This window comes from Mycobacterium colombiense (assembly GCF_003284935.1).
GTDB lineage: Bacteria > Actinomycetota > Actinomycetes > Mycobacteriales > Mycobacteriaceae > Mycobacterium > Mycobacterium arosiense_A.
The window spans coordinates 32,849-58,746 of the sequence record NZ_QMEV01000032.1; the positions used below are offsets into that span (position 1 = coordinate 32,849).

Consider the following 25,898-nt stretch of genomic DNA (forward strand, 5'->3'; position numbering starts at 1 on the left):
GGACTGTCGCGGCAGCTGTGGATGGATCCCGGACTGTGGACAACTCACCCCGGTCCGGCGGTCCGATGACGCAACTTCGAGGCGATTTGCAGGCGTTTTTCGGGGCAGCGCCGCGGGTAATCACCCGTGGTGCGCGCGGGATTTGTCAATGCCGCAGCCGCGGTCGCCGTGGTGATCGCCGCATGCCCGTGTCCCTCCGCTTCGGCCGACACGCCCGAGAGCCCGCCGTTTCCGATCGGTCAGATGGGCGTGCCCGTGCACGCGCGGGCGGCCGACGGCGCGACCGCCGACATCACTGTCAACAGCGCAACGTGGTTACCGCCGGGGTGCACGTCTCATTTTGCGAATCCGACGCCTGACTCCGCATGCAACGTGGTGGAACTGACCATCACCGCGACGTCGCACCGGTTCTTCCAGGTCAACCAGAACTATATGTTCGCCGGCCATGGCGGCGGCGCTCAGCCATGGACGCATCCCGACGATGCGCCCCAGCCGGCGACGTTAGCGGTCGACTTCCGGAGGCTGGACAAGATGCCCCCGCTGACATCGGGTGGCCTGCACGACGGGCAGACCACGCATGGATTCGTCGGTTTCGCTGTGCCCACGGCAGGCGACCTGTACATCACGATGAACGATCCCGCGCATCCCGCTCCCTACGCCGTTGCGGGCTGGATCGTCCACACCTGATCGGCGCGAAGAACCCGCGTGCGAGTGGTCATGACGCACGCGGCGGTGCGGATGTGGCCCGGTCTAGGGTGAAGGCCATGCGGGTAGGAGTGCTGGGAGCCAAGGGCAAGGTCGGATCGGCGATGGTGGCGGGCGTGCACGCCGCCGAGGATCTGAGCTTGTCCGCCGAGGTGGACGCCGGCGATCCGATGAGCCTGCTGACCGACGGTGACACCGAGGTCGTCATCGACTTCACCCACCCCGACGTGGTGATGGAGAATCTGAAGTTCGTCATCGACAACGGAATTCACGCCGTCGTGGGGACCACGGGCTTCACCGCCGAGCGGCTGCAACAGGTGCAAAACTGGCTCGCCGACAGCCCGGGCACGTCGGTGCTGATCGCGCCGAACTTCGCGATCGGTGCGGTGCTGTCGATGCACTTCGCCAAGCAGGCGGCGCCCTTCTTCGACTCCGCGGAGGTGATCGAGCTGCATCACCCGCACAAGGCCGACGCCCCGTCGGGAACCGCGACGCGCACCGCGAAGCTGATCGCCGAGGCGCGAAAAGACTTGCCGCCCAACCCCGATGCCACCAGCACCGCCCTGCCGGGTGCGCGCGGCGCCGATGTCGACGGCATCCCGGTGCACTCGGTGCGGTTGGCCGGGCTGGTCGCCCACCAGGAGATCCTGTTCGGGACCGAGGGGGAGATGCTGACCATCCGCCACGACAGCATTGACCGGACCTCGTTCGTGCCCGGCGTGCTGCTGGCGGTGCGGCGCGTCACCGAACACCCGGGCCTCACTGTGGGTCTCGAGGCGCTGCTCGATCTGCAATGACCTGACTCTGCCATGACCAAAGCGCTGCGCACCCAATTGCTCGTGGCCTTCATGTGCGTCGCGCTGTTGGTGTACTTCGTGCTGTTGGGGCGGGTGGCCGTCGCGATGATCGGCTCCGGGCGGGCCGCCGCCGTCGGCCTCGGAGTGGCCGTGTTGATCTTGCCCGTGATCGGACTGTGGGCGATGATCGCCACGCTGCGCGCCGGATTCGCGCACCAGAAGCTGGCCAGGCTGATCGCTGCCGACGGAATGGAACTGGACACCAGCGCGCTGCCGCGCCGGCCGTCGGGGCGCATCCAGCGCGACGCGGCCGACGAACTGTTCGCCGCGGTACGCACCGAAGTGCAGGACCACCCCGACGACTGGCGGCGCTGGTATCGGCTGGCCCGCGCCTATGACTACGCCGGGGATCGTCGCCGCGCGCGCGAGGCGATGAAGACCGCGGTCGACCTGCAGGGGCGCCGGTGAGCGAAGCGCCGCGCAAGACGCTGCTGGTCGTGCACCACACGCCGTCGCCGCACACTCACGAGATGTTCGAGGCGGTGGTCTCCGGTGCCACCGACCCCGACATCGAGGGCGTGGAGGTGCTGCGACGCCCGGCGCTGACGGTGTCGCCGGCCGAGATGCTGGCCGCGGACGGTTACCTGCTGGGCAGCCCCGCGAACCTCGGATACATTTCGGGCGCCCTCAAGCACGCATTCGACTGCGCCTATTACCAATTGCTCGACTCCACTCGCGGGCGGCCGTTCGGACTGTACCTGCACGGCAACGAGGGCACCGAGGGTGCCGAGCGCGCCGTCGATACCATCACCACCGGGCTGGGCTGGTCCAAAGCCGCTGCGACCGTTGTGGTTTCGGGCAAGCCGAGCAAGGACGAGCTGCAAGCGTGCTGGGAGCTGGGGGCGACGGTCGCCGCGCAGTTGATGGACTAGCCGACGCCCGTTTCCCGACGGACTGATCCGGTCGCGGCGTATCCCAACGCCCCCACGAGGACGGCGAACTTGATCGACGCGGCGACCCGTGCGCGCCGGGCATGCACACCGACGCGTGTCCGGCGCAACACCCTCAGCAGCGAGACTCCCTCCACCGCGTCGCCGGCGACGGCGATGAGCACCGCGGCGGGCACGACAGCCGGGTGTCCACGCCGCCGGCGTGCGCGGTCCACCAGTAGCGCCGTCAACACGCCGTAGGTCGCCATGTAGCCGAAGTCGAGCCACAGCGACAGGCGCGCCGCGCGCTGACCATCGCTGCCCCACCGGGTCATGATGTCTTCGGCTCGGGGCGCGCTACCGGCCAACTCGAATGCGATGATCCCCGGCCCGCCGCTGCGGCGCATACGACGTTCCAGCACGAGCATCACCGCCGTGTAGCCGAGGAAGGAGACGGCGGCGGCCGCGAGGCGGCTGTTCGCTGTGCGCTTGTTCACCACTGAAGGCTCCCGCGAAACGGCTCGCGAGTCCAGGGTGCCCGCCTAGGTGTGGGTCGGCTGGAACGCGCCGGCGGGCTGGGCCACCGCCAGTGCGGAGCTGGTGCCGAGCGGGCCGTGCTGGTCGAACAGCGTCGCGGCGCCGGTGGCGACACCGGCCGTGCCGTAGTGGCTCTGCGCGGCCAGCCCGACGAATTCGCCCTCGGGCAGCCGGCTCGCCGTGACGGTGTAGTCGGCGTTGATGTACCGCAATCCGCTTGTGCCCCAATGCGTGAGCGAGCTGGTGATGTCGCCGACGAACGCCAGGCGGGTGAACGGCGTCAGGGCGTGGCCGTGCACCATCGGGCGAAACACCCTCGCCCACGCGAACTTCTGGGCATGGGACTGCTCCCACTCGCCGGCGGCGATGCCGGGGCTGCCTTCGAACGTCGCCCCGTATCCCCAGATATGGAACGGCATGTCGGTGGGAAAGCCGTCGTAGGACGCCGGCAGCGGCGGCATTTCGACCGGAAACGACCACACCTGGCCTTCGGGATGCTCGCCGCGGCGCAGGAACAGCGCGCTGGCGCGCGCCACGATCGTGTCGCGCTGAATCAGGGCGGCATCGACCAGCCTGATCCGCCGGCCCTCCCGCTGGACCGAGGTCCGGATCTGCACTGGCAGCAGCAGCGCCGGCCGGATCAGGTCGACGGTCAGACGGGCGGGCTGGAACTCGGGATCAATGCCCGATCGCTCTATGCCCCAACCCAACAGCCCCCCGACGATCTGGCCGCCCATCGCCGCGCCCCACGGGCCTTGCGTCATCGCACCCGGAACATAGGAGTCGCCGTCTACAGTGAAAAACGCCTCGGGCATGATGGCGGAATCCTCGATCGTCACCGCTATCACGATAGGGCAGCAGGATAGTAAGGACCGGGCATGCCTCCAGTGATCGAAATTCCGCGCGGCGCCAACCCGTTCCCGATGACCGGTGTGTCCCGCGGCCCCGACGGCATACCGCGCTACGATGCGCTCCCGGCCACCCTGCTCGACATGCTCGCCGAACACGTCGACGCGCGGCCGGACGCCGAGGCCCTGGTCGAGCTGGGCGGCGGCCGGCTGACCTACCGGCAGCTCTGGGACGGTGCGGCGCGAGTCGCCGGCGGGCTGCGCGATGGCGGCCTGCGGCGCGGCGACCGGGTCGCGGTGCGCTACCCCGCCGGCCTCGACTGGGCGCTGGCCTTCTGGGGCATCGTGATGGCCGGTGGCGTTGCGGTGGCGGTCAATACGCGCTCGGCGCGGCCGGAGGTCGAGTTCGTCCTGTCCGACTCCGGGGCCCGGGTGGATCTGGCGCCCGACGCGCCGCTGCCCGACGGTCACCCGTACGTCACCGACCAACTGGACCACGCCGACACGGCCGCGCTGTTCTACACCTCGGGTACCACCGGCCACCCCAAGGGCGTGCCGACCACGCACGAGGCATTTCTGACCAACACCGAGAACGCGATCCGCTGCCTGCAACAGCCGCGGGACCTCGGCGAGGCGATGCGCACGCTGATCTCGGTGCCGTTGTTCCACGTGACCGGTTGCAACACCCAGCTTCTGACCGCCGCCCGGCTCGGTGGCGCGTCGGTGATCATGCCCGCGCTGAACGTGGACGCGCTGCTCACCACGCTGACCGCCGAGCGCATCTCGATCCTGGTAACGGTCCCGGCGATCTATTCGCTGTTGTTGCGCCACAAGGAATTTGCCGCACTCGACACGTCGGGCGTGCGGTGGGTGGGCTACGGCGGTGCCCCGATCGCGCCGTCGCTGGTGCGGTCGGTGAAGAACGCGTTCGCCCAGGCCACGGTGTTCAACGGCTATGGCATGACGGAGACGGCATCGCTGATGACCGTGCTGCCCGACGCCGAGGCCGTCGAGCACGCCGACTCCGTCGGGTACGCGGTGCCCTCGGTCGACCTCGGTGTGATCCCGTTCGGCGACGACCCCGGCGAGGGCGAGCTCGTGGCGCGCGGCGCCAACGTGACCACCGGCTACTGGAACCGGCCCGAGGCCACCGCCACCACCTTCGCGGACGGCTGGCTGCACACCGGCGACGTGGTGCGCGTCGACGACGCGGACCGGGTGCACATCGTCGACCGGCTCAAGGACATCATCAACCGCGGCGGTGAGAACGTCTCCAGCGTCGAGGTGGAGGCCGTGCTGCTGGCCGCGCCCCACGTGGCCGACGCCTGCGTGCTCGGGGTTTCCGACGAAGTCATGGGGGAGAAGGTCGGGGCGGTGCTGTTCGGCGGCGACGACGAGATCGACGTGCCGGCGGTGCTCGACCACTGCCGCGCCCAGCTGGCCGATTACAAAGTGCCGCAATACGTCACCGTGGTCGACACCGCGCTGCCGCGCAATGCCGGCGGCAAGCTGCTCAAGGCCAGACTCCGTGAGCAGGTTCAGTGGGGCGAGCCGCTGCGATGAGCGCGAGCCTGCTGGTCGCCAACCGCGGCGAGATCGCGCTGCGAATCATACGCACCGCAACCGAATTGGGCATGCGCACCCTCGCGGTCTATGCCGAAGACGACGCCGAGAGCCCGCACGTGCATGCGGCCGACGAGGCGATCGGCCTGCCGGGCACCGGCCCACGAGCCTATCTGGACCAGGCCGCCATGCTGGCGGCGGCGAAAAGCTCCGGCGCCGAACTGATTCATCCCGGTTACGGATTCCTCAGTGAGAACGCCGCATTCGCCGACGCCTGCGCGGCCGGCGGCTACACATTTGTCGGACCCGACGCCAGGGTCCTCGAACTGTTGGGCAACAAGACCGCCGCGCGCGGCGCCGCGATCGCCGCCGGGGTCCCCGTGCTGCCCGCGACCGACGGCCCGAGCGGCGTCGAGGACGTCAAGGCGTTCTTCGCCGCCCAGGGCGGCGGCATCATGATCAAGGCCCTCGCCGGCGGCGGAGGCCGGGGAATGCGCAAGGTGCACAGCGCCGATCAGATCGACGACGCCTACCGGCGCTGCGCCGCCGAAGCACAACTGGGATTCGGCGATCCCGCGCTGTTCGCCGAGGCGCTGCTCACCGACGCCCGCCACATCGAGGTGCAGGTGGTCGCGGCGCCGGCCGGACATCAGACGCACGCGCACGCGGTCGGCGACCGCGACTGCAGCATCCAGCGGCGTTACCAGAAGCTGGTCGAAATCGCGCCCGCCCAAGGGATTTCGGATGACCTGCGCCGGGCCCTGCACCGGGCGGCGGTGCGGCTGTGCGCCCGCGTCGGCCTGCGCGGGCTGGCCACCGTCGAATTCCTGGTCACCGGCGAAGACTTCGTGTTCCTCGAGGTCAACCCGCGAATCCAGGTCGAGCACACCGTTACCGAGGAAACCACCGGGCTCGACCTGGTGGCCGCGCAGCTCGCCATCGCCGGGGGCGCGTCCTTCTACCAGCTGGGGCTGCCGTCCGGAATCGCCTCCGACGGCACCGAAGTCATCGGCGAGCCGGCCGCGCGGCGCGGCGTCGCCATTCAGCTCAGGGTCAACGCGGAGACCTTCGGGCCCGACTTCTCCGTCGCGCCCTCCGCGGGCGCACTCACCGTGTTCTCCCCGCCCAGCGGTCCCGGCGTGCGCGTCGACACCTATGGCCGGGCGGGGTTGGTGATAAGCCCCCAGTACGACTCGCTGTTGGCCAAGCTCATCGTCTTTGTGCATGGAGTCCACGGATCGCCCGCCAAGCGCGGGTCATCGTGGCCGGCGGCGGTGCGCAAGGCCCGCACCGCGCTGGCCGAATTCAGCATCGAGGGCGTGCACACGAACATCGCGTTCCTGCGCGAGCTGCTGGCCGATGATCGCCTCGAATCCGGTTGGGTCAGCACCGGTTTCCTCGACGAGAAGCTCCCCGAGCTGGCCTGGGCCGCGCTGTCGCACCAGCAAGAACCCCGGGCGGCGGCGATCGAGCTCTATCCCGGCGAGGATGCGCTGCGTGCCCAGCTGGCCGGCACCGTGGTCGAGGTGGCCGCCGAGGGCGCCGAATACCCGGCGGGGGGCGAGCTGGTGGTCCTGGAATCGATGAAGATGCAGCACGTGCTCGTCGCGCCGGACGCGTTGCGGACCGTCCGGGTCCTGGTGACACCAGGCCAGGTGGTCGGGACCGGAGATCCCCTGCTGGTCTTCACCCGCACCGATCCCACCGGCGACGACGAATCATCTTCGACGGCAATGGATCTCGATCGACCGCGTGCCGACCTCGACGAGGTCGTGCACCGGCATTCCCTGACCCTCGACGAGGGCCGCCCGGCCGTCGTTGCCAAGCGGCACCAGCGGGGCCGTCGCACCGCGCGGGAGAACATCGCCGATCTGGTCGATCCCGACAGCTTCGTCGAATACGGCGCGCTCGCCGTCGCGGCCCAGCGCAGCCGCCGCTCGGAAGAGGACCTGATCGTCAACACCCCGGCCGACGGCCTGGTCGCCGGGCTGGCCACCATCGGCGCGGACCGGTTCGGGCGGGCCGCGGCGCAGGCCGTCGTGGTGTCCTATGACTACACGGTGCTAGCCGGCACGCAGGGCATGCGCAACCACGCCAAAACCGACCGCGTGTTCGATCTTGCCGCGCGACAGCGCGTGCCCGTCGTGCTCTTCGCCGAGGGCGGCGGCGGCCGACCGGGCGATACCGACGTCGGCGGCGCCGCCGGTCTGGACGTGCCGACCTTCCGGATGCTCGCGGCGTTGCGCGGCGAGGTGCCGCTGGTGTCGATCGTGTCGGGCCGTTGCTTCGCCGGCAACGCGGCGCTGGCCGGAGTGTGCGACGTGATCATCGCGACGCCGGACGCCAACATCGGGATGGGCGGCCCGGCGATGATCGAGGGCGGCGGGCTGGGCGTGTATCCGCCCGAGGCGATCGGGCCGATCGGCGTGCAGCGCCGCAACGGGGTGGTCGGCCTGGTCGCCCGCGACGAGGCCCACGCGGTCGCCCTGGCCAAGCAATACCTGTCGTACTTTCAGGGCACGCTGAGCGACTGGACCGCCCCCGACCCGCGGTTGGCCCGCCAGGTGGTGCCGCAGAACCGATTACGCGCGTACGACGTGCATCGGGCGATCGAGTCGATCGTCGACGTGGGCTCGGTCCTTCAGTTGCGGGCAGACTACGGCGTGGGGATCGTGACCGCCCTGGTCCGCGTCGAGGGCGTGCCGTACGGGCTGATCGCCAACAGCACCCACCACCTCGGTGGCGCGATCGACGCCGAGGCGGCCGACAAGGCCGGCGACTTCCTCGCCTTGTGCGAATCGTTCGGGTTGCCGGTGATCTCGCTGTGCGACACGCCGGGGTTCATGGTGGGGCCCGACGCGGAGAAGGACGCGGCGGTGCGCCGCTTCGGCCGGATGTTCGTCCTGGGTGCCCGGCTGACGGTGCCGCTGGGAATGATCATTCTGCGCAAGGGTTATGGGCTGGGCGCGATGGCGATGGCCGGCGGTTCGTTCCGCGCACCGCAGTTCACCATCGCCTGGCCCACCGGCGAGATCGGCGGCATGGGGCTGGAAGGCGCTGTGCGCCTCGGGTTCAGCAAGGAGCTAGCGGCCGCCGACGATCCGGCCGAGCGGCAAGCCCTGTTCGACCGCCTGGTGGCCGCGGCCTACGAACACGGCAAGGCGCTGCGGGCGGCCACCACGTTCGAGTTGGACGACGTCATTGACCCAGCAGCCTCCCGGGCCTGGATCACCAGGCTCTCGGGCGGCTGAGGGGTCGATCGATCAGGCGTGGCCGGAACCGCAGCCGACGCCGGGCAGACATCCGGTACCGCCGGGCACGCCGCCCGGACCCGCGTTCTGCCCGCCGGAGCCGCAGCCGACGCCCGGGACGCAGCCCTGACCGCCCGGACCGCCGCCCGGACCGTTGAACTGGCCGCCCGAGCCGCAGTTTCCGTTGGCGTCGCAGCCGCCGCCGCCCGGGTCATCCTTGAAGATGACGTGGGTCGGGGCGGGGGAGTTGGCAGCTGGTCCCGCGACGTACACGTCAGCAGCGGCCGTCGGCGCTGCGGCGATGGCCGCAGCGACAGCCCCGGCGACAACCAGCGGTTTCATCAGTGTCAATTTCGATAACATGCGCCTGGCATACCACCTCAACACGTGTCCAAAACATCGCGAATAAAATTCGACGCCAAACGAAGTTCCGCTGCCGCACGGCGGCTCTCACCGCGACGGAAGGCCTGACCCTATGACCTCGCAAGATCTGACCGGCCGCACCGCGATCATCACCGGCGCGTCGCGCGGAATCGGGCTCTCGATCGCCCAGCAGCTGGCGGCGGCGGGGGCCAACGTGGTCCTCACCGCGCGCAAGCAGGAGGCCGCCGACGAGGCCGCCGCCCAGGTGGGGCAGCAGGCCCTGGGAGTCGGCGCGCATGCGGTCGACGAGGACGCCGCGCGGCGTTGCGTGGAGCTCACGCTGGAGCGCTTCGGCAGCGTCGACATCCTGGTCAACAACGCCGGAACCAACCCGGCCTACGGTCCGCTGATCGACCAGGATCACGCCCGTTTCACCAAGATCTTCGACGTCAACCTGTGGGCCCCGCTGTTGTGGACCTCGCTCGTGGTCAAGTCGTGGATGGGCGAGCACGGCGGAGCGATCGTCAACACGGCCTCCATCGGCGGCCTGTATCAATCGCCGGCGATGGGCATGTACAACGCCACCAAGGCCGCGCTGATCCACGTCACCAAGCAACTGGCGCTGGAGCTTTCGCCGCGCGTGCGGGTCAACGCCATCGCGCCCGGGGTGGTGCGCACCAAGCTCGCCGAGGCGTTGTGGAAGGACCACGAGGACCCGCTGGCCTCGTCGATCGCGCTCGGGCGCATCGGCGAGCCCGTCGACGTGGCCGCGGCGGTCGCCTTCCTGGTGTCCGACGCGGCGAGCTGGATCACCGGCGAGACCATGGTGATCGACGGCGGCCTGCTGCTCGGCGCCGCGCAGGGCTTCCAGTCCGCGCCGGGCGGCGGTCGATGACCGCCGTCGATACGGCCGACCTGGACGCGCGGGTTCAGGCCCTGCTCGACGAACACGATCCGACGGCCAGCGACCCGCGGGATTTCCTTGGCGCGCAATACGATGCGGGTCTGGCCTGGGTGCACCTGCCGCGCGGCTTCGGCGGGCTGGACCTGCCGCGCACCGCCCAGGAACGCGTTGATGCCCGGTTGGCCGCCGCCGGTGCGCCGGTGGGCGGCACGCCCAAGAACTACATCGGGATGGGCATGGCCGCGCCGACCATCGCCGCGTTCGGCACCGACGAACAGAAACGAAAGTTCTTGCGCCCGTTGTTCACCGGTGAGCAGATCTACTGCCAACTGTTCAGCGAGCCGGGCGCGGGATCGGACCTGGCCGGGGTGTCGACCCGCGCGGTGCGCGACGGCGACGACTGGATTGTCAACGGGCAGAAGGTGTGGACCTCGCAAGCGCAGCACGCGCAGATGGCCATCCTGGTGGCCCGCACCGATCCGGCCGTGCCCAAACATGCCGGCCTGACCTACTTTCTGTGCGACATGACGCAGCCCGGCGTCGAGATCCGGCCGCTGCGCCAGATCACCGGCGAGGCGGAATTCAACGAGGTGTTCCTCACCGACGTCCGGGTGCCCGACGCCAATCGGCTGGGCCCGGAGGGCGGCGGCTGGCGGGTCGCGACCACCACGCTCAACAACGAACGGGTGGCGATCGGATCCCGCGCCGGGGCGCCGCGGGAAGGCGGTCATATCGGCAAGGTCACCGCCGCCTGGCGCGACGAGCCGGCGCTGCGCAACCCCGCCATGCACGATCAGCTGATGCGGCTGTGGGTGGAGGCCGAGGTCCTCCGGCTCGCCGGCGAACGCCTGCGGCAACAGGCCGCCACCGGTCAGCCGGGCCCGGAGGGTGCCGGCATGAAGGTGGCGTTCGCCAAACTGGCGCAAGCGATTTCGGGCTTCGAGATCGAGCTGCACGGCGAATCGGCCCTCTGCTATGACGACTGGACCATGCGCAGGCCCGAGACGGTCGACCTGACCGGCCGCGGGCCCGGATACCGCTACCTGCGGGCGCGCGGCAACTCGATCGAGGGCGGCACCTCAGAAATTCTGCGCAACACCATTTCCGAGCGCATCCTGGGCCTGCCGGGTGAGCATCGTGTCGACAAGGACGTCGCCTGGAAGGATCTGCCTCGATGAGCGCGCACACCGCCGACCTGCTGTACTCCGACACCGAGGAGGCGTTACGGGCCGGCGTGCGCCAGCTGTTCGCCGAGCGGTGCCCGCCCGAACGAGTGGCGCTGGCGTATAACGCAGAGCCACAAGACTTTTCGGATGTGTGGCGCACGCTGGCCACCGAACTGGGCGTGGCCGGCCTGCTGGTGCCGGAGTCGCTGGGCGGCGCCGGTGCGACCGCCCGCGAGGCCGCCGTGGTCATGGAGGAGATCGGCCGGGCCGTCGCTCCGGTGCCGTTTGTGTCCAGCGCGGTCCTGGCCACCCTCGCGCTGCTGCGGGCCGGTGACACCGAGACGGTGTCGGCGCTGGCCCAGGGCGAGCTGACGGCGGCGCTGGTGGTGCCGTTGTCGAGCGCGCCGGGCGATCCGGTCCCGCTGGTCAGTGGCGACTCCGACGGGCTGAGCGGATCGGTCACCAGTGTCGCCGGCGCCGACGCCGCCGACGTGCTGGTGGTTCCGGTCGCCGCGCCCGGCGGGCTCGAGCTGCACACCGTCGCCCGCGCCGCGGCGGGCGTGCAGGTTTCCCCGCTGCTCGCGCTCGACATGACCAGACCCCTTGCCACCGTGTCGTTTTCGGGGACGCCGTCGTCGCGCGCAGGGGTGGGCGACGGGCCCGTCACCGACGCCATCCGGACCGGGGCGGCGCTGCTGGCGTCCGAGCAACTCGGGGTCGCCCAGTGGTGCTTCGAGACCACGCTGGAATACGTCCGGCAACGCCGGCAGTTCGGCCGCACGATCGGCTCCTACCAGGCGATCAAGCACCGGTTGGCGGACCTGTGGTTCGAGATCGGCGCGGCGACCGCCGCGGCCCGCTACGCCGCCGACACCTGCGCCCGCGACGGCGCGGACGCGGACGCCGCGGCGGCCATCGCCCAGGCCTACTGCAGCGACATCGCCGTGCATGCCGCCGAGGAATGCATCCAATTACACGGCGGCATCGGCATGACCTGGGAATATCCGGCACACCTCTACCTCAAGCGAGCCAAGAGCGACCAGTTGGCATTCGGCACCGCCTACCGTCACCGCGCCCGCCTGGCCGAATTGGTGGACCTGCCCGCGTTCTGACGGTCAGCCGGCCACGCGGCGCGCACGCTCGCGCCATGCCTGGGCTCGCGGTGATTTTTACGCGCGGGCCGGCAAATGCCGGCGCAGCCAGGCCATTCCGCGGCGGCATCCCCGATGGCCGGCCCGCTGTTCCCGGCCGGGCCGGTGGGCGACGATAAAGTTCTGCGACCACGCGGGTGGAAGTGGGAGCGGTGCGATGCGAGTGTTGCTGACGGCGTACGACTCGCGCGGAGGGGTCGAGCCGCTTGCCGCGCTCGCGGTCCAATTGCGGGCGCTCGGCGTCGACGCGCGGGTCAGCGCGCCGCCGGACACGGAATTCGTCGAGCTGCTGGCCCGTGCCGGCGTGCCGCTGGCGCCCTTCGGCGCATCACTGCGGGCGATGAAGACCGGGCCGCTGCCGTCGGAGGCGGAGCTGCGCGGGCAACTGGACGCGTTGATCGCCGCGCAATTCGACGCCGTGGCCGCCGCGGCCCAAGGCTGCGACGCGCTGGTGGTGGCCGGGTTCCCGCCGGCGGCGGCCGCCGCCCGATCGGTGGCCGACAGGCTGGGGATCCACTACGTCTACGCCAGCTACCAGCCCACCATCCTGCCGTCGCCGCACCACCCCCCGCCCGCCTACGCGCACGGTCCCTTCCCGCCGGGCGTGGTCGACAACCGGGTGCTGTGGCAACTCGATGGCCGGCACCTGCAGGAGCTGTTCGGCGCGACGCTCAACGCTCACCGGGCGTCGATCGGGCTGGCGCCGCTGGACGACCTGCGCGACTACGCGCTCACCGAGTCCCCGTGGCTGGCGACCGATCCGGTCCTCGACCCCTGGCGTCAGCCCAGCGACCTCGAGGTGGTTCGAACCGGCGCGTGGCTGCTGCCCGACGAGCGGCCGTTGCCGGGCGAGCTGCTGGCGTTCCTGGACGCGGGCGCACCGCCGGTCTATGTGGGCTTCGGCAGCATGCCCATGCGCGCCTCCGACGACGTCGCCCGGGTCGCCATCGAGGCGGTCCGCGCCCAGGGCCTCCGCGTGGTGCTGTCCCGCGGCTGGGCGCAGCTGGGCCCGATCGACGACGGCGACGATTGCCTCGCCATCGGCGAGGTCAACCACCAGGCGCTGTTCGCGCGGGTGGCCGCCGTCGTGCACCACGGCGGGGCGGGAACCACCGCGACGGCCGCGCGGGCGGGCGCGCCGCAGGTGGTGGTGCCCCAGGGGGCCGATCAGCCCTATTGGGCGGCCCGGGTGCGCGATCTGGCCATCGGCGCCGCCCATGACGGTCCGGTTCCGACCACCGAGTCTCTGTCGGCCGCGCTCGAGGCGGTGCTGACCGAACGGACCCGGGCGCGGGCGCGCTCGGTGGCGGCGACGATCCGCACGGACGGGGCGGCCGTGGCCGCGACGGTGCTGCGGGCGGCGCTACCGCGGTAGCGCCGAGGCGAACACCTCCGTCATCGCCTCCCAATGCCGCTCGGCCGCCGCGGGGTCATAGGGCGCGTTGTCCGGGACCGCGAATCCGTGCCCGGCCGAATACCACTCGATGGTGTGCTCGACGCCGGCCGCCGTCAGCGCCTTGTCGAGCTGCTCGGCGTGATCGGCGGTGAACGACGCGTCGTTGCGGGCGCCGCCCACGTACACCGTGGCGCTCATCCGGTCGGCGAGCAGGTGCGGGCTGTCCTCGGTGTCGGTCACCAAGCCGCCGCCGTGGAACGACGCCGCCGCGGCCACCCGGTCGGGCACCCGGCCGGCCACCATGAGCGACGTGCGGCCGCCCATGCAGTACCCGCACACCCCGAACCGCTCGCCGGCCACCTCGGGGCGGGCGGCCAGATAGTCGAAGAACGCGCTCGCGTCCGCGGCCATCCGGTCCGGGGTGACGCTGCCGATCATCGAGAACAGGCGCCCGCGTTCCTTCTTGTCGCTGAAGGCCGTCGCCATGTCGAACGGCGCCCAGTCCGCGGTGCGGTAGTAGACATCCGGCAGCAGCACCGCGTAACCGAACTCGGCCAGCTTGGCGGCCATCTGTTCGAAGGTGTCGCGCACGCCGCCGGCGTCGGGATACATGACCACCCCGGGCCAGGGGACTTGCGATTCGGGGCCGTCGGGGGTGAACAGGTGCACCGTGCAGGTGCCATCGGGTGTGGTGACGACGTCGATGATGTTCGGCATGGCACCCGTTCTACTCCGCGCGCGTAGACGTATTCTTGCGGCGTGCCGATCCCGACCCCCTACGAGGACTTGCTTCGCCTGGTGCTCGAGCAGGGAACGGCCAAATCCGACCGCACCGGCACCGGGACCCGCAGCCTGTTCGGTCAGCAGCTGCGCTATGACCTGTCGGCCGGTTTCCCGCTGCTCACCACCAAAAAGGTGCACCTGAAATCGGTGATCTACGAACTGCTGTGGTTCCTGCGCGGCGATTCCAACGTCGGCTGGCTGCACGAGCACGGGGTCACCATCTGGGACGAATGGGCAAGCGACACAGGCGAGCTCGGGCCGATCTACGGTGTGCAGTGGAGATCGTGGCCGACGCCCTCGGGTGAGCACATCGACCAGATCAGCGCCGCCCTGGAACTGCTGCGCACCGACCCCGACTCGCGGCGCATCATCGTGTCGGCGTGGAACGTCGGCGAAATCCCGCAGATGGCGCTGCCGCCGTGCCACGCGTTCTTCCAGTTCTACGTGGCCGACGGGAGGCTGAGCTGCCAGCTCTACCAGCGCAGCGCCGACCTGTTTTTGGGCGTGCCGTTCAACATCGCCAGCTACGCGCTGCTGACGCACATGATGGCCGCGCAGGCCGGCCTGGCGGTCGGCGAGTTCGTGTGGACGGGCGGGGACTGCCACATCTACGACAACCACGTCGAACAGGTGCGCCTGCAGCTGAGCCGCGATGCCCGACCATACCCGGAACTCGTTCTGGCGCAACGAGATTCGATCTTCGACTACGTCTACGAGGATGTCGTCGTCAAGAATTACGATCCGCACCCGGCGATCAAAGCCCCCGTCGCCGTATGACCGAGGTGGGCCTGGTGTGGGCTCAGTCGACCTCCGGCGTCATCGGGCGCGGTGGGGACATCCCCTGGAACGTGCCCGAAGACCTCTCCCGGTTCAAAGAGGTGACCATGGGCCGCCCGGTGGTCATGGGCCGGCGGACGTGGGAGTCGTTACCGGCGAAGGTGCGCCCCCTGCCCGGGCGCCGCAACGTCGTCCTGTCCCGCGACACCGGCTTCGTCGCCGACGGGGCGCGGGTGGTCGGATCCCTGGAGGCGGCGCTGGCCGAGGGCGAGGGCGAACCGCAGACGTGGGTGATCGGCGGCGAGCAGATCTATCTGCTGGCGCTGCCGCACGCCACCCGCTGCGAGGTCACCGAGATCGAAATCGATTTGCGCCGCGATGACGACGACGCCCTGGCGCCGACGCTGGACGACACCTGGGTCGGTGAGACGGGGGAGTGGCTGGCCAGCCGCTCGGGGCTGCGGTATCGCTTCCACAGCTATCTGCGGCCCGCTGCGCACCCGTTCGCGCCCGCGGGCTGACCTGACATACTCGGACGCGGGGGTCGGTCGCACAGGGTCAACCAGGCGTTCGAAGAGAGAAGGGGGAATTTGGCAGTGATAACCGAACCCGTGAAGACGTTCTCTCGAAAATTCATGGGCTACGACGCGGCCGCGGTTGATGCCCACATCGAGATGCTGACCACCAAGCAGCAGCTGCTGCTTGACGACGTCGAGAGCCTACGGGCCCGGTTGCAGGAATCCGCCGATCAAACGGCCGCGCTGCGCAAGGAGGTGGCCGTGCTCACGGACACCTCGCCCGCGCCGCAGGCGGTGCAGCAGCGGATGGCGAAGATGCTCAGCCGCGCGGTCGACGAGGTGGCCGAGATGCAGGCCGAGGCGCGGGCCGAAGCGGATGCGCTGATCGCGGCGGCCGAGGCCGAGGCCGAAGCCGCGGAACGCAAGCGCGACGAGGTGCTCGCCGACATGGCCGCGCAGCAAAAAGCCCTGGAAGCCGAATACGCGGAGACCAAGCAGAAGCTCGACGCCGAGCTGGCCGGCATGCGCGCGGAGACCGAATCGGCGATCCAGAAGGCGCGCCAGGAGGCCGAACGCGAGTGCGAGCAACTCCTGGGCGACGCCAAGAAGGGCGCCGACCACTACCGGGAGAAGGCGCAGCGCGCGGTGGACGAGGCGACGGCGCGGCGCATCAAGATCCTCGAGCAGCTGATGGGCGTGTACCACGACCTCGACGAGGTGCCCAAGGCCCTCGAGGCGGCCTACGCCGAACAAGACGGTTCGGGCGAGGAAGCCGTCCTGAAACCGCTGGACCGCAAGGTCCGCGCGGGCTGAGTTTCCGCTGGCGCCGCCGCCAGGGGTTGTCGCACCCAAGAGGTATTCTCGGCGCCGTGTCGACCCCCAGGCTATCGGCCGCCCAAGCCCGCCGGATAGCCGTTGCGGCCCAAGGTTTTACCGCGCCCCGGCCCGCCGGGGGAATCACCCGTGCGCACCTGAAGCGGCTGATCTCCAGAATTCAAGTGCTGCAACTGGATTCGGTCTCGGTGGCGGTGCGGGCGCATTACGCGCCGGTGTTCAGCCGGCTCGGCCCCTACGACCGTGACGTGCTCGACCGCGCCGCCTGGGGCCCGCGTTCGTCGCGGTTGCTGGCCGAATACTGGGCCCACGAGGCGGCGCTGATGGCGGTCGAGGACTGGCCGCTGTTGCGCTGGCGGATGCGCCAGTACCGGCACGGGCGGTGGGGCACCCACATCGTGAAGGCCAACCCGCGGCTGGCCGACGAGATCGTGGCCGCCATCGCCGAGCTCGGGCCCAGCACGGCGGGCCAGATCGAGGCGCACCTGGACGCCGAGCCGCGCCGTAAAAAGGGCACCTGGTGGACGCGCAGCGACACCAAATGGGTGGCCGAGGCGCTGTTCTCCGCCGGGGTGCTGACCACCGCCACCCGGGTGGGCTTCGCACGCCACTACGACCTGGTGGAACGGGTGCTGCCGGCCCGCGTGCTGGCCCGCGAGGTCGACGACGACGAGGCGATCCGCGAGCTCACGCTGCGGGCGGCCACCGCGCTCGGTGTCGGCACCGAGGCCGACCTCCGCGACTACTTTCGGCTGTCGGCCGCCCAGGTCAAGCCGGCGATCGCCGCGCTGGTCAGCGCCGGTGACCTCGAACGCGTCGACGTCGACGGCTGGTCGGCGCCGGCCTACCTGCGGGCGGGCCGCGCGGTGCCCCGCGCCGACCGCGGCACCGCGCTGTTGTGCCCGTTCGATCCGCTGATCTTCTTCCGCCCGCGCGTCGAGCGGTTGTTCGAATTCCATTACCGCATCGAGATTTACACGCCGGCCGCCAAGCGCCAATACGGTTATTACGTGTGGCCGCTGCTCATGGACGGGCGCCTGGTGGCGCGGGTCGACCTCAAGGCCGACCGCGCCGCCAACACGCTGCGGGTCCTCGGCGCGTTCGGCGAACCGGATGCGCCCAGGAACCGCGTCGCCGCGGCGCTGGCCGGTGAGCTTGGGTCCATGGCGGCGTGGCTGGGCCTGGGCGGATTCAGCGTCGCCGGCCGCGGTGACCTGTCCGGCGAGCTGCGCACGGCGGCCAAGCGGGTCAGCTGATGGCGGACGCGCATCCTCGCGGGGCTAAGGCGGATTGCCCCGCTTCTCCTCGCGCCACTCCGTGGCGCGCATCGTCGCCGGGCTAAGGCGGATTGCCCCGCTTCTCCTCGCGCCACTCCGTGGCGCGCATCGTCGCCGGGCTAAGGCGGATTGCCCCGCTTCTCCTCGCGCCACTCCGTGGCGCGCATCGTCGCCGGGCTAAGGTGAGCGCCGTGGCCGAGATCGCGCCGCTGCGCGTGCAACTGATCGCCAAGACCGACTTCTTGGCGCCCCCGGACGTGCCGTGGGACACCGACGCCGACGGCGGCCCCGCGCTGGTCGAGTTCGCCGGCCGGGCCTGCTACCAGAGCTGGTCGAAACCCAACCCCAAGACCGCGACGAACGCCGGCTACATCAAGCACATCATCGACGTCGGGCATTTTTCGGTGCTCGAACACGCGAGCGTGTCCTTCTACGTCACGGGGATCTCGCGATCGTGCACCCACGAGCTGATCCGGCATCGCCACTTCTCGTATTCGCAGCTGTCGCAGCGCTACGTCCCGGAGAAGGACTCGCACGTCGTCGTGCCGCCGGGCCTGGACGACGATCCGGAACTGCAGCGCATCCTGGCCGCGGCCGCCGACGCCAGCCGTGCCACCTACACCGAGCTGCTGACCAAGCTGGAAGCCAAGTTCGCCGATCAGCCCAGCGCCGTCTTGCGGCGCAAGCAGGCCCGCCAGGCCGCCCGCGCCGTGCTGCCCAACGCGACCGAAACCCGCATCGTCGTGACCGGCAACTACCGGGCGTGGCGCCACTTCATCGCGATGCGCGCCAGCGAGCACGCCGACGTGGAAATCCGTCGGCTGGCCATCGAATGCCTGCGTCAGCTGTCGGGGGTGGCGCCCGCCGTGTTCGCCGACTTCGAGATCTCCACCCTGGCGGACGGCACGCAGGTCGCGACCAGCCCGCTCGCGACCGAAGCCTGACGCCAAGCCGCGCCACGGCGCGGGCACGTGGGTGCTAAATACCTTGCCGGGGCCAGGTAACCTGAACACCGTGAGCACGGCCGGATTCGACGCCCCAGCCCGGTTGGGAACCGTGCTGACCGCGATGGTCACACCGTTTCGACCCGACGGCTCCGTCGACACCGCCGCGGCCGCCCAGCTGGCCACCCACCTGATCGACGCGGGCTGTGACGGCCTGGTGATCTCCGGCACCACCGGCGAGTCCCCGACCACCACCGACGACGAGAAGCGAGAGCTGCTGCGCGCCGTGCTGGAGGCCGTCGGCGACCGCGCGCGCGTCATCGCCGGTGCGGGCACCTATGACACCGCGCACAGCGTCGGGCTGGCCAAGGCGTGCGCGGCCGAGGGTGCCCACGGGCTGCTGGTGGTCACGCCGTACTACTCCAAGCCGCCCCAGAGCGGGCTCATCGCCCACTTCACCGCCGTCGCCGACGCGACCGAGCTGCCGGTCCTGCTGTACGACATTCCGCCGCGTTCGGTGATCCCGATCCAGCCCGACACCATCCGCGCGCTGGCCGCCCACCCGAACATCGTCGGAATCAAGGACGCGAAGGCCGACCTGCACAGCGGGGGCCAGATCATCGCCGAGACGGGCCTGGCCTACTACTCGGGCGACGACGCGCTGAACCTGCCGTGGCTGGCCATGGGCGCCACCGGTTTCATCAGCGTGATTTCTCACGTGGCGGCGGGACAGCTTCGGGAGATGTTGTCCGCCTTCAGCTCCGGGGACATCGGCACCGCCCGCAAGATCAACGCCACCGTCGCCCCGCTGTGCGACGCGATGGCCCGCCTGGGCGGGGTGACCATGTCCAAGGCCGGCCTGCGCCTGCAGGGCATCGACGTGGGCGATCCGCGGTTGCCCCAAATGCCCGCGACGCCAGAACAACTCGACGCGTTGGCCGCCGATATGCGCGCGGCGTCGGTGCTGCGCTGACCCGAGGAGTTTCCGAGAAGTGGATGTAGACCTCGCCCCGCCCGGCCCTTTGGCCACGGGAGGGTTGCGGGTCACCGCTCTTGGCGGCATCAGCGAAATCGGTCGCAACATGACCGTTTTCGAGCACTTGGGCCGGTTGTTGATCATCGACTGCGGGGTGATGTTCCCCACCCACGACGAGCCCGGTGTCGACCTGATCCTGCCGGACCTGCGCCACATCGAAGACCGGCTCGACGACATCGAGGCGTTGGTGCTGACCCACGCCCACGAGGACCACATCGGCGGCATTCCCTTCCTGCTCAAGTTGCGCCCCGACATTCCGGTCGTCGGGTCGAAGTTCACGCTGGCGCTGGTCGCCGCGAAGTGCCGCGAGCATCGCCTCAAGCCGGTGTTCGTCGAGGTGGCCGAGGGCCAGAAGAGCAGTCACGGCGTCTTCGAATGCCAATACTTCGCCGTCAACCACTCCATCCCCGACGCGCTGGCGATCGCCGTACACACCGGTGCCGGAACGGTTCTGCACACCGGCGACATCAAGCTCGACCAGCTTCCCCTGGACGGCCGGCCGACCGACCTGCCCGGCATGTCCCGCCTCGGTGACGCCGGGGTGGACCTGTTCCTGTGCGACTCGACCAACGCCGAGCACCCCGGCGTCGGGCCGTCGGAAAGCGAAGTGGGCCCGACGTTGCACAGGCTGATCCGCGGCGCCGAAGGCCGCGTCATCGTGGCGTGCTTCGCCTCCAACGTCGACCGTGTGCAGCAAATCATCGACGCCGCAGTCGCTTTGGGCCGGCGGGTGTCGTTCGTCGGTCGATCCATGGTGCGCAACATGGGCATCGCCCGGGAACTGGGATTCTTGCGGGTGGCCGATTCGGACGTGATCGACATCGGCGCCGCCGAGATGATGCCGCCCGAGAAGGTGGTGCTGATCACCACCGGCACCCAGGGTGAACCGATGTCGGCGTTGTCGCGCATGTCGCGCGGCGAGCACCGCAGCATCACCCTGACCGCCGGGGATTTGGTGGTGCTGGCGTCGTCGCTGATCCCGGGCAACGAGGAAGCGGTCTACGGTGTCATCGACGAGCTGGCCAAGATCGGGGCCCGCGTCGTCACCAACGCCCAAGGGCGCGTCCATGTTTCGGGACACGCCTACGCCGGGGAATTGTTGTTCCTGTACAACGGGATTCGGCCGCGCCACGTCATGCCCGTGCACGGGACGTGGCGCATGCTGCGCGCGAACTCCAAACTCGCGGCCCGCACCGGCGTGCCGGAGGAGTCGATCCTGCTGGCCGAGAACGGTGTGAGCGTCGACCTGGTCGCGGGCAAGGCCTCCATCGCCGGGGCGGTGCCGGTGGGCAAGATGTTCGTCGACGGCCTGATCAACGGCGACGTCGGCGACATCACCCTGGGCGAGCGGCTCATTTTGTCGTCGGGCTTCGTGGCGGTGACCGTGGTGGTCACCCGCGGCACCGGGCGTCCCGTCGTGCCGCCACACCTGCATTCGCGCGGGTTCTCCGAGGATCCCAAGGCGCTCGAGCCCGCCGTGCGCAGGGTCGAGGCCGAACTGGAAGCGCTGGCGGCCGAGAACATCACCGATCCGGGCCGCATCGCCCAGGGCGTGCGGCGCACCGTCGGCAAGTGGGTGGGCGAAACCTACCGCCGGCAACCGATGATCGTGCCGACGGTCATCGAGGTCTAGATCTTCTCGGTCCCTGGGCCGCGAAACTTAAACCATTGCGGCGATGACCGGGGCGGATTCAAGCGGTGGATGCAACAGTTGGTGGGTTTGAGAGTATCTCGTCGAGTATCTGGGCGGGTGTTTTGAAGCCGTGACGCTGTCGTGGGCGGGTGTTGAGCTGCAAGGCGACATAGTCCAGGTAGTCGGCGGGGTAGACCGATAGGTCGGTGCCTTTGGGGAAGTATTGGCGCAGAAGCCCGTTGGTGTTTTCGTTAGTGCCTCGCTGCCAGGGTGAGTGCGGGTCGCAGAAGTAGACCTGCAACTCGGCTGCCGCGGAGATTTGAGCGTGGTTGGCCATTTCGCTGCCTTGGTCCCAGGTCAGGGTTCGGCGCAAAGTATCGGGTAGGGCAGTCATCTTCAGGATCACCTGGGCGGCGACAGATTCGGCGGTGTGGTCATTCGGCAGGTGCAGCAGTTGGACGAACCCGGAGATACGTTCGACCAAGGTGCCGATCGCCGAGGCCTGGTTAGCGCCGATGATGAGGTCGCCCTCCCAGTGGCCCGGCACGGCGCGGTCTTCGACCTCGGGCGGTCGTTCGGCGATGTTGACCATGTCCGGGATACGGCGACGTTGCACGACGCTGCGTTGGGGCTTGCGCAGGGCGCGGCCAGTGCGAAGGCACCGATGCAGCTCGCGCCGCAACCCCCCGCGTCCCTGCAGGTAGATGGCCTTATAGATGGTTTCGTCGCTCACCCACATCTCCGGGTCGTCGGGGAATTCGAGTCGCAACCCGCCCTCGATCTGTTCGGGGCTGTGATTGGCAGTCAACCGATTCTGGACCTCGTTGCGCAACCGGTCGTTGCTGGCCAGCTTCGTCGGCTTGGTCCGGCACGCGCGCTGGTCAGATCGCTGCTGGGCCAGCACCGCACGGTAACGCACCTGGGCACAGTTGCCGCTCTGGCGGGCGCCGAACGCCTCCTTGCGCCGGTATCCGGACTTCGCCACATTGCTATGGCCGCCGTTGGCGTCTATCTCTCGCTTGACCGTCGAGGCGGGCCGTCCCAGTCGTACGCCAATCGAGTGCAGCGACTCCTTGGTCCTTACCCCGATCTCGATTTCCACCCGATCTTCGAAGGTCAACCGGGGCCGACGACCAGAACGGTTGGCGCAGCGTAATTGTGGTCTCACCCCGCCAGCCTGACGAAACCAGTTCAGACCGCTGGTTTGCGACACGCCGACCCAGATACCGGCTTCACTGGCCGGAACACCCTTGGCGACCAGAACCCAAAACTCACGTACTAACGAACGCGACGGTGGCAGTGAGCCTTGCATGCAACACTCCTACGGGAAAGGTGTTGCATCCATCCCTTGGACTCAAGCCGCAAAGCCTCGCAACGCTTTAAGTCTCGCGGATCTCACCGACACGTCGTGACGTCTTTGAGGTTGTGGACGACGTATTCGTGGGCAGCGAGGCAGTGCGGCTCGGGCTGGTGAGCCCGTATCAGCTGCGGACCGGCTTCCGGGCGATCTATCCGGACATCTATCTGTCGGATGCCGCGACGCTGTCGCTGAGAACGCGTGCGACCGGGGCCTTTCTGTGGTCGCGGCGGCGCGGCGTGCTGGCCGGACTCGCCGCGGCGGCGCTGCACGGGTCGCAGTGGATCGACGACGACGAGCCCATCGAGTTGATCTGGCGCAACCCGCATCCGCCCCGCGGTGTGATCACCCGGAATCAGCGCATCCAGCCGGACGAGGTCACCCGCATCAGCGGCCTGCCGGTGACCACTCTTGCCAGGACCGCATTCGACCTTGCCAGGCAACCGCCCATCGGCGAGGCGGTGGCGCGGCTCGACGCGCTGATGCGTGCGACACCGTTCTCGCGCGAGGACGTGCTGTTGCTGGCCAAGCGATACAGCGGTGCGCGCGGCCTGCGTGGGCTCAGGTCAGCGCTCCCCCTGGTGGATCCCGGCGCCGCGTCGCCCAAGGAGACCTGGCTGCGCTTGCTGTTGATCGACGCCGGCCTGCCCGTCCCGGCCACGCAGATACCGGTGCAACCGAACTGGCGACTCATCGCGTGCCTCGACATGGGTTGGGAGGAGTACAAAGTGGCCGCAGAGTACGACGGCGATCACCATCGCACCGACCGCAAGCAGTACGCGCGTGACCAGAGTCGGCTACGCAAGCTCGACGAGCTGGGGTGGACCGTCATCCGGGTGATCGCCGACGACAACCCGGACGATGTTGTGGGCCGCGTGCGCCGGGCGCTGGTCCGCCGCGGATACCGCGACACTTAACCAGTTGCGGCGACACGCCGAAAAACGTCGCAACAGTTTAAGTTTCGCGGGGCGCCGGGGGGTGAGCCGCGCGCGGGGCGGGGGCGTGGGGCGCGCGGGCCGCGCCAAACGCCGCAGAGGCGTCAGTCCACCCGCGTGGCGTGCACTTCCCAGAACGGGGCGTGCGCGCGTTCGCCCTCGAGCCACGGCTCGATCACCCGGAAGCGCTCCAGCAGTTTCTCCGCCTGATCGGCGATGTCGGGGTTGCGCTGGGCCATCGCCTCGATGGACTCGACGCTGACGTTGACCCGATACGTCGTGGTGCCCAGGTAGGTGATCTCCCAGCCGCCATCCGGAAGCACGTCGCGAAAGTCGTTCTCGGACAACGACCGCAGCATCTTGAAGCCGTTGATGTTGTGCTCGCCGAACTCGTACATGTACAGCCGCGCGCCCGGCCTGGTGGCGCGGTGCAGCGCGCGCACGTACGAACTGCGCAGCTCCGGGTCGGTGGAGAAGGTGTGGTAGAAGGCGCAGTCGACCACCGTGTCGAACCGGCCGTCGAACCCGTCCAGCTTCGTCGCGTCGGCCAGCTCGAAATTCACTGACACACCGGCCTTTTGGGCGTTGTCGCGGGCCCGCTCGAGGGCGGTCGCCGACCCGTCGATGCCGGTGGCCGAAAAACCCTTGGAGGCGTAGTAGATGGCGTGGTGGCCCGGGCCGGTGCCCGGGTCGAGCACCTCACCCCGGATCGCCCCCAGCGCGACGAGCTGCTGGACCACCGGCTGCGGGCCGCCGATGTCCCACGGCGTGGCGGCCGGCAGGCCGTGCGACGTCCGCTGGTCGCGGTACATCTCCTCGAAGCGGGTGGGGTCGGTCGGATCGAAAGGGGTTGTCATGGCAGCGCATTCACCAGCTGCTCGACGGGCACCCGGGGGCCGGTGAAAAACGGCGTCTCCTCGCGGGTGTGCCGGCGGGCGTCGGTGGCGCGCAGCTCGCGCATCAGGTCGACGATGCGGTGCAGTTCGGGAGCCTCGAAGGCCAGGATCCACTCGTAGTCACCGAGCGCGAACGCCGGGACCGTGTTGGCGCGCACGTCCTTGTACTCGCGCGCGGCCATGCCGTGCTCGGCGAGCATGCGGCGGCGTTCGTCGTCGGGCAGCAGGTACCACTCATAGGACCGCACAAAGGGATACACGCAGATGTAGGCGCCGGGTTCCTCGCCGGCCAGGAACGCCGGGATGTGGCTCTTGTTGAACTCGGCCGGGCGGTGCAGCGCCACGCTGCTCCACACCGGCGCGCTGACCCGCCCCAGCGCGGTGGTGCGCCGGAAATCGGCGTAGGTGGCCTGCAGCGCCTCGACCCGCTCGGCGTGGGTCCAGATCATGAAGTCGGCGTCGGCCCGCAGGCCGGCGACGTCGTAGAGGCCGCGCACCACGACGCCGCGCTCCTCCCGCTGCTTGAAGAACGTCGACGCCTCATCGATGACGTCACCGCGCTGGTCACCCAGCTCACCCGGCTCGACGGAGAACACCGAGAACATCAGGTACCGGATCTGGGAATTGAGCGAGTCGTAGTCGAGCTTGGCCATGAAACCTATCGTGCCACTTGCGCGTCGAGGCCTCCGATGGCCCCGATCACACGCTCGGCCGCGCGCCCGGCCGCACCCACGCAGGCCGGCACGCCGATGCCGTCGAGATAACTCCCGGCCACCGCCAGCGTCGGGGGCAGGCCCGCGCGCACCTCGGCGACCAGATCGGCGTGACCGGGGCCGTACTGCGGCATGGCGTCGAGCCAGCGCTGAATGCGGACGTCGACGGGGTCGACCGACAACCCGAACACCGTGGCCAGGTCACCCAGCGCCCAGCCCAGCAGGTCGTCGTCGGAAGTGTCCGCCGCCACGCGATCACCGAACCGCCCGAACGACAGCCGCAGCAGCTGCGCGTCGCCGCGGACGCCCCATTTCCGCGACGACAGCGTGATGGCTTTGGACCGCAGCCGCTCGCCGGTGGCCACCAGCACGCCCGAACACTCCGGGAACGCGGTATCGCCCGGCACGGCCAGCGCCATCACCACCGACGAGGTGCTGGTGATGCGCCCGGCGGCGGCGACGCTGCGCGGCGCGACCCCGGCCAGCAGCCGGGCACACTCGCCCGCCGGCACGGCCAGGATCACCGCGTCGGCGGGCCAGCGGGCGCCGGTGTCGTCGACCAGCGCCCAACCGGCTCCGGCGGGC

At 69.7% G+C, this 25,898-nt stretch carries 26 protein-coding genes; 18 read left to right on the forward strand and 8 right to left on the reverse strand.

Annotated elements, in window-relative coordinates:
• Positions 1–129: 129 nt before the first annotated feature.
• The 4 genes from DQP57_RS15370 (at position 130) to DQP57_RS15385 (ending at position 2,434) form a co-directional block, all read left to right on the forward strand.
• Positions 130–687, forward strand: coding sequence for a hypothetical protein (locus tag DQP57_RS15370; protein ID WP_112633786.1), 558 nt, complete (start codon positions 130–132; stop codon positions 685–687).
• A 77-nt stretch (positions 688–764) separates the two neighbouring features.
• Positions 765–1,502 (forward strand): 4-hydroxy-tetrahydrodipicolinate reductase, encoded by a 738-nt coding sequence (dapB, locus tag DQP57_RS15375; RefSeq protein WP_112633762.1) that lies wholly within the window; start codon positions 765–767, stop codon positions 1,500–1,502.
• A gap of 12 nt (positions 1,503–1,514) precedes the next feature.
• Positions 1,515–1,970 carry a hypothetical protein gene (locus DQP57_RS15380; protein WP_112633763.1) on the forward strand — a complete coding sequence of 152 codons (456 nt, stop codon included), beginning with the start codon at positions 1,515–1,517 and terminating at the stop codon, positions 1,968–1,970.
• A 62-nt stretch (positions 1,971–2,032) separates the two neighbouring features.
• On the forward strand, positions 2,033–2,434 hold the full coding sequence (locus DQP57_RS15385) for a flavodoxin family protein (protein WP_112633787.1): 402 nt from the start codon (positions 2,033–2,035) through the stop codon (positions 2,432–2,434).
• Here DQP57_RS15385 and DQP57_RS15390 read toward each other — a convergent pair.
• Both DQP57_RS15390 and DQP57_RS15395 read right to left on the reverse strand, forming a co-directional pair.
• Complete coding sequence (locus tag DQP57_RS15390) at positions 2,431–2,928, reverse strand: hypothetical protein (RefSeq protein WP_133259245.1); 498 nt, start codon at positions 2,926–2,928, stop codon at positions 2,431–2,433. The two genes, DQP57_RS15385 and DQP57_RS15390, sit on opposite strands and share 4 nt — an antisense overlap.
• A gap of 45 nt (positions 2,929–2,973) precedes the next feature.
• The gene (locus DQP57_RS15395; protein ID WP_205869139.1) at positions 2,974–3,807 is read right to left on the reverse strand and encodes a thioesterase family protein; all 834 of its coding nucleotides are present in this window, start codon (positions 3,805–3,807) and stop codon (positions 2,974–2,976) included.
• Positions 3,808–3,846: 39 nt separating this feature from the next.
• Here DQP57_RS15395 and DQP57_RS15400 point away from each other — a divergent pair, with 39 nt between their 5' ends.
• Both DQP57_RS15400 and DQP57_RS15405 read left to right on the forward strand, forming a co-directional pair.
• Positions 3,847–5,379, forward strand: a complete 1,533-nt coding sequence (locus tag DQP57_RS15400) for a class I adenylate-forming enzyme family protein (RefSeq protein WP_205869140.1) — start codon at positions 3,847–3,849, stop codon at positions 5,377–5,379.
• Positions 5,376–8,630, forward strand: a complete 3,255-nt coding sequence (locus DQP57_RS15405) for an acetyl-CoA carboxylase family protein (RefSeq protein WP_112633766.1) — start codon at positions 5,376–5,378, stop codon at positions 8,628–8,630. The genes DQP57_RS15400 and DQP57_RS15405 overlap by 4 nt, the downstream gene beginning before the upstream one ends.
• Before the next feature lie 12 nt (positions 8,631–8,642).
• On the opposite strand, the gene DQP57_RS15410 is transcribed toward DQP57_RS15405, so the two are convergent.
• Positions 8,643–8,972, reverse strand: a complete 330-nt coding sequence (locus DQP57_RS15410; RefSeq protein WP_112633767.1) for a PE-PGRS family protein — start codon at positions 8,970–8,972, stop codon at positions 8,643–8,645.
• A gap of 133 nt (positions 8,973–9,105) precedes the next feature.
• On the opposite strand from DQP57_RS15410, the gene DQP57_RS15415 reads away from it, so the two are divergent.
• The 4 genes from DQP57_RS15415 (at position 9,106) to DQP57_RS15430 (ending at position 13,589) form a co-directional block, all read left to right on the forward strand.
• Positions 9,106–9,888 (forward strand): SDR family oxidoreductase, encoded by a 783-nt coding sequence (locus DQP57_RS15415; protein ID WP_112633768.1) that lies wholly within the window; start codon positions 9,106–9,108, stop codon positions 9,886–9,888.
• On the forward strand, positions 9,885–11,075 hold the full coding sequence (locus DQP57_RS15420; RefSeq protein ID WP_112633769.1) for an acyl-CoA dehydrogenase family protein: 1,191 nt from the start codon (positions 9,885–9,887) through the stop codon (positions 11,073–11,075). The genes DQP57_RS15415 and DQP57_RS15420 overlap by 4 nt, the downstream gene beginning before the upstream one ends.
• Complete coding sequence (locus DQP57_RS15425; RefSeq protein WP_112633770.1) at positions 11,072–12,175, forward strand: acyl-CoA dehydrogenase family protein; 1,104 nt, start codon at positions 11,072–11,074, stop codon at positions 12,173–12,175. Before DQP57_RS15420 ends, DQP57_RS15425 begins: the two co-directional genes overlap by 4 nt.
• Before the next feature lie 196 nt (positions 12,176–12,371).
• On the forward strand, positions 12,372–13,589 hold the full coding sequence (locus tag DQP57_RS15430) for a glycosyltransferase (RefSeq protein ID WP_112633771.1): 1,218 nt from the start codon (positions 12,372–12,374) through the stop codon (positions 13,587–13,589).
• Here DQP57_RS15430 and DQP57_RS15435 read toward each other — a convergent pair.
• Positions 13,578–14,327 (reverse strand): dienelactone hydrolase family protein, encoded by a 750-nt coding sequence (locus tag DQP57_RS15435; protein ID WP_112633772.1) that lies wholly within the window; start codon positions 14,325–14,327, stop codon positions 13,578–13,580. The genes DQP57_RS15430 and DQP57_RS15435 overlap by 12 nt on opposite strands.
• A gap of 42 nt (positions 14,328–14,369) precedes the next feature.
• Between DQP57_RS15435 and DQP57_RS15440 the strand changes: the two genes are divergently transcribed.
• The 7 genes from DQP57_RS15440 to DQP57_RS15470 all read left to right on the forward strand — a co-directional run bounded on the left by DQP57_RS15440 (position 14,370) and on the right by DQP57_RS15470 (position 21,412).
• Positions 14,370–15,170: a thymidylate synthase gene (locus DQP57_RS15440; RefSeq protein ID WP_112633773.1), complete on the forward strand. Its 801-nt coding sequence runs from the start codon at positions 14,370–14,372 to the stop codon at positions 15,168–15,170.
• Positions 15,167–15,691, forward strand: coding sequence for a dihydrofolate reductase (locus DQP57_RS15445; RefSeq protein WP_112633774.1), 525 nt, complete (start codon positions 15,167–15,169; stop codon positions 15,689–15,691). The genes DQP57_RS15440 and DQP57_RS15445 overlap by 4 nt, the downstream gene beginning before the upstream one ends.
• Positions 15,692–15,766: 75 nt before the next feature.
• Positions 15,767–16,501, forward strand: a complete 735-nt coding sequence (locus DQP57_RS15450; protein ID WP_112633775.1) for a cell division protein DivIVA — start codon at positions 15,767–15,769, stop codon at positions 16,499–16,501.
• Positions 16,502–16,527: 26 nt separating this feature from the next.
• Positions 16,528–17,778: a winged helix-turn-helix domain-containing protein gene (locus DQP57_RS15455; RefSeq protein WP_430919358.1), complete on the forward strand. Its 1,251-nt coding sequence runs from the start codon at positions 16,528–16,530 to the stop codon at positions 17,776–17,778.
• A 212-nt stretch (positions 17,779–17,990) separates the two neighbouring features.
• The gene (gene thyX / locus DQP57_RS15460) at positions 17,991–18,743 is read left to right on the forward strand and encodes an FAD-dependent thymidylate synthase (RefSeq protein ID WP_112633789.1); all 753 of its coding nucleotides are present in this window, start codon (positions 17,991–17,993) and stop codon (positions 18,741–18,743) included.
• A 70-nt stretch (positions 18,744–18,813) separates the two neighbouring features.
• Positions 18,814–19,716, forward strand: a complete 903-nt coding sequence (dapA, locus tag DQP57_RS15465; RefSeq protein WP_112633777.1) for a 4-hydroxy-tetrahydrodipicolinate synthase — start codon at positions 18,814–18,816, stop codon at positions 19,714–19,716.
• A 19-nt stretch (positions 19,717–19,735) separates the two neighbouring features.
• The gene (locus tag DQP57_RS15470; RefSeq protein ID WP_112633778.1) at positions 19,736–21,412 is read left to right on the forward strand and encodes a ribonuclease J; all 1,677 of its coding nucleotides are present in this window, start codon (positions 19,736–19,738) and stop codon (positions 21,410–21,412) included.
• A gap of 58 nt (positions 21,413–21,470) precedes the next feature.
• Here the strand turns inward: DQP57_RS15470 and DQP57_RS15475 are convergent, their stop codons facing one another.
• Positions 21,471–22,724, reverse strand: coding sequence for an IS30 family transposase (locus DQP57_RS15475; RefSeq protein WP_112633779.1), 1,254 nt, complete (start codon positions 22,722–22,724; stop codon positions 21,471–21,473).
• Positions 22,725–22,837: 113 nt separating this feature from the next.
• On the opposite strand from DQP57_RS15475, the gene DQP57_RS15480 reads away from it, so the two are divergent.
• Positions 22,838–23,686, forward strand: a complete 849-nt coding sequence (locus DQP57_RS15480) for an endonuclease domain-containing protein (RefSeq protein ID WP_112633780.1) — start codon at positions 22,838–22,840, stop codon at positions 23,684–23,686.
• Positions 23,687–23,808: 122 nt separating this feature from the next.
• On the opposite strand, the gene DQP57_RS15485 is transcribed toward DQP57_RS15480, so the two are convergent.
• The 3 genes from DQP57_RS15485 to DQP57_RS15495 all read right to left on the reverse strand — a co-directional run.
• On the reverse strand, positions 23,809–24,561 hold the full coding sequence (locus tag DQP57_RS15485) for a class I SAM-dependent methyltransferase (RefSeq protein WP_112633781.1): 753 nt from the start codon (positions 24,559–24,561) through the stop codon (positions 23,809–23,811).
• A complete protein-coding gene (hemQ, locus tag DQP57_RS15490) occupies positions 24,558–25,253 on the reverse strand; it encodes a hydrogen peroxide-dependent heme synthase (protein WP_112633782.1) in 696 nt (231 codons plus the stop codon). Before hemQ ends, DQP57_RS15485 begins: the two co-directional genes overlap by 4 nt.
• A 5-nt stretch (positions 25,254–25,258) precedes the next feature.
• Positions 25,259–25,898, reverse strand: a 640-nt coding sequence (locus DQP57_RS15495) for an FAD-dependent oxidoreductase (RefSeq protein WP_205869141.1), incomplete at its 5' end; no start/stop codon positions are given.

What these genes read in the sequence shown, in the direction of transcription:
- dapB (WP_112633762.1), top strand. Translation starts at nt 765, where the DNA reads ATGCGGGTAGGAGTGCTGGGAGCCAAGGGCAAGGTCGGATCGGCGATG.
- DQP57_RS15380 (WP_112633763.1), top strand. Translation starts at nt 1,515, where the DNA reads ATGACCAAAGCGCTGCGCACCCAATTGCTCGTGGCCTTCATGTGCGTC.
- DQP57_RS15385 (WP_112633787.1), top strand. Translation starts at nt 2,033, where the DNA reads ATGTTCGAGGCGGTGGTCTCCGGTGCCACCGACCCCGACATCGAGGGC.
- DQP57_RS15400 (WP_205869140.1), top strand. Translation starts at nt 3,847, where the DNA reads ATGCCTCCAGTGATCGAAATTCCGCGCGGCGCCAACCCGTTCCCGATG.
- DQP57_RS15405 (WP_112633766.1), top strand. Translation starts at nt 5,376, where the DNA reads ATGAGCGCGAGCCTGCTGGTCGCCAACCGCGGCGAGATCGCGCTGCGA.
- DQP57_RS15410 (WP_112633767.1), bottom strand. Translation starts at nt 8,972, where the DNA reads ATGAAACCGCTGGTTGTCGCCGGGGCTGTCGCTGCGGCCATCGCCGCA.
- DQP57_RS15415 (WP_112633768.1), top strand. Translation starts at nt 9,106, where the DNA reads ATGACCTCGCAAGATCTGACCGGCCGCACCGCGATCATCACCGGCGCG.
- DQP57_RS15420 (WP_112633769.1), top strand. Translation starts at nt 9,885, where the DNA reads ATGACCGCCGTCGATACGGCCGACCTGGACGCGCGGGTTCAGGCCCTG.
- DQP57_RS15425 (WP_112633770.1), top strand. Translation starts at nt 11,072, where the DNA reads ATGAGCGCGCACACCGCCGACCTGCTGTACTCCGACACCGAGGAGGCG.
- DQP57_RS15430 (WP_112633771.1), top strand. Translation starts at nt 12,372, where the DNA reads ATGCGAGTGTTGCTGACGGCGTACGACTCGCGCGGAGGGGTCGAGCCG.
- DQP57_RS15435 (WP_112633772.1), bottom strand. Translation starts at nt 14,327, where the DNA reads ATGCCGAACATCATCGACGTCGTCACCACACCCGATGGCACCTGCACG.
- DQP57_RS15445 (WP_112633774.1), top strand. Translation starts at nt 15,167, where the DNA reads ATGACCGAGGTGGGCCTGGTGTGGGCTCAGTCGACCTCCGGCGTCATC.
- DQP57_RS15475 (WP_112633779.1), bottom strand. Translation starts at nt 22,724, where the DNA reads ATGCAAGGCTCACTGCCACCGTCGCGTTCGTTAGTACGTGAGTTTTGG.
- DQP57_RS15485 (WP_112633781.1), bottom strand. Translation starts at nt 24,561, where the DNA reads ATGACAACCCCTTTCGATCCGACCGACCCCACCCGCTTCGAGGAGATG.
- hemQ (WP_112633782.1), bottom strand. Translation starts at nt 25,253, where the DNA reads ATGGCCAAGCTCGACTACGACTCGCTCAATTCCCAGATCCGGTACCTG.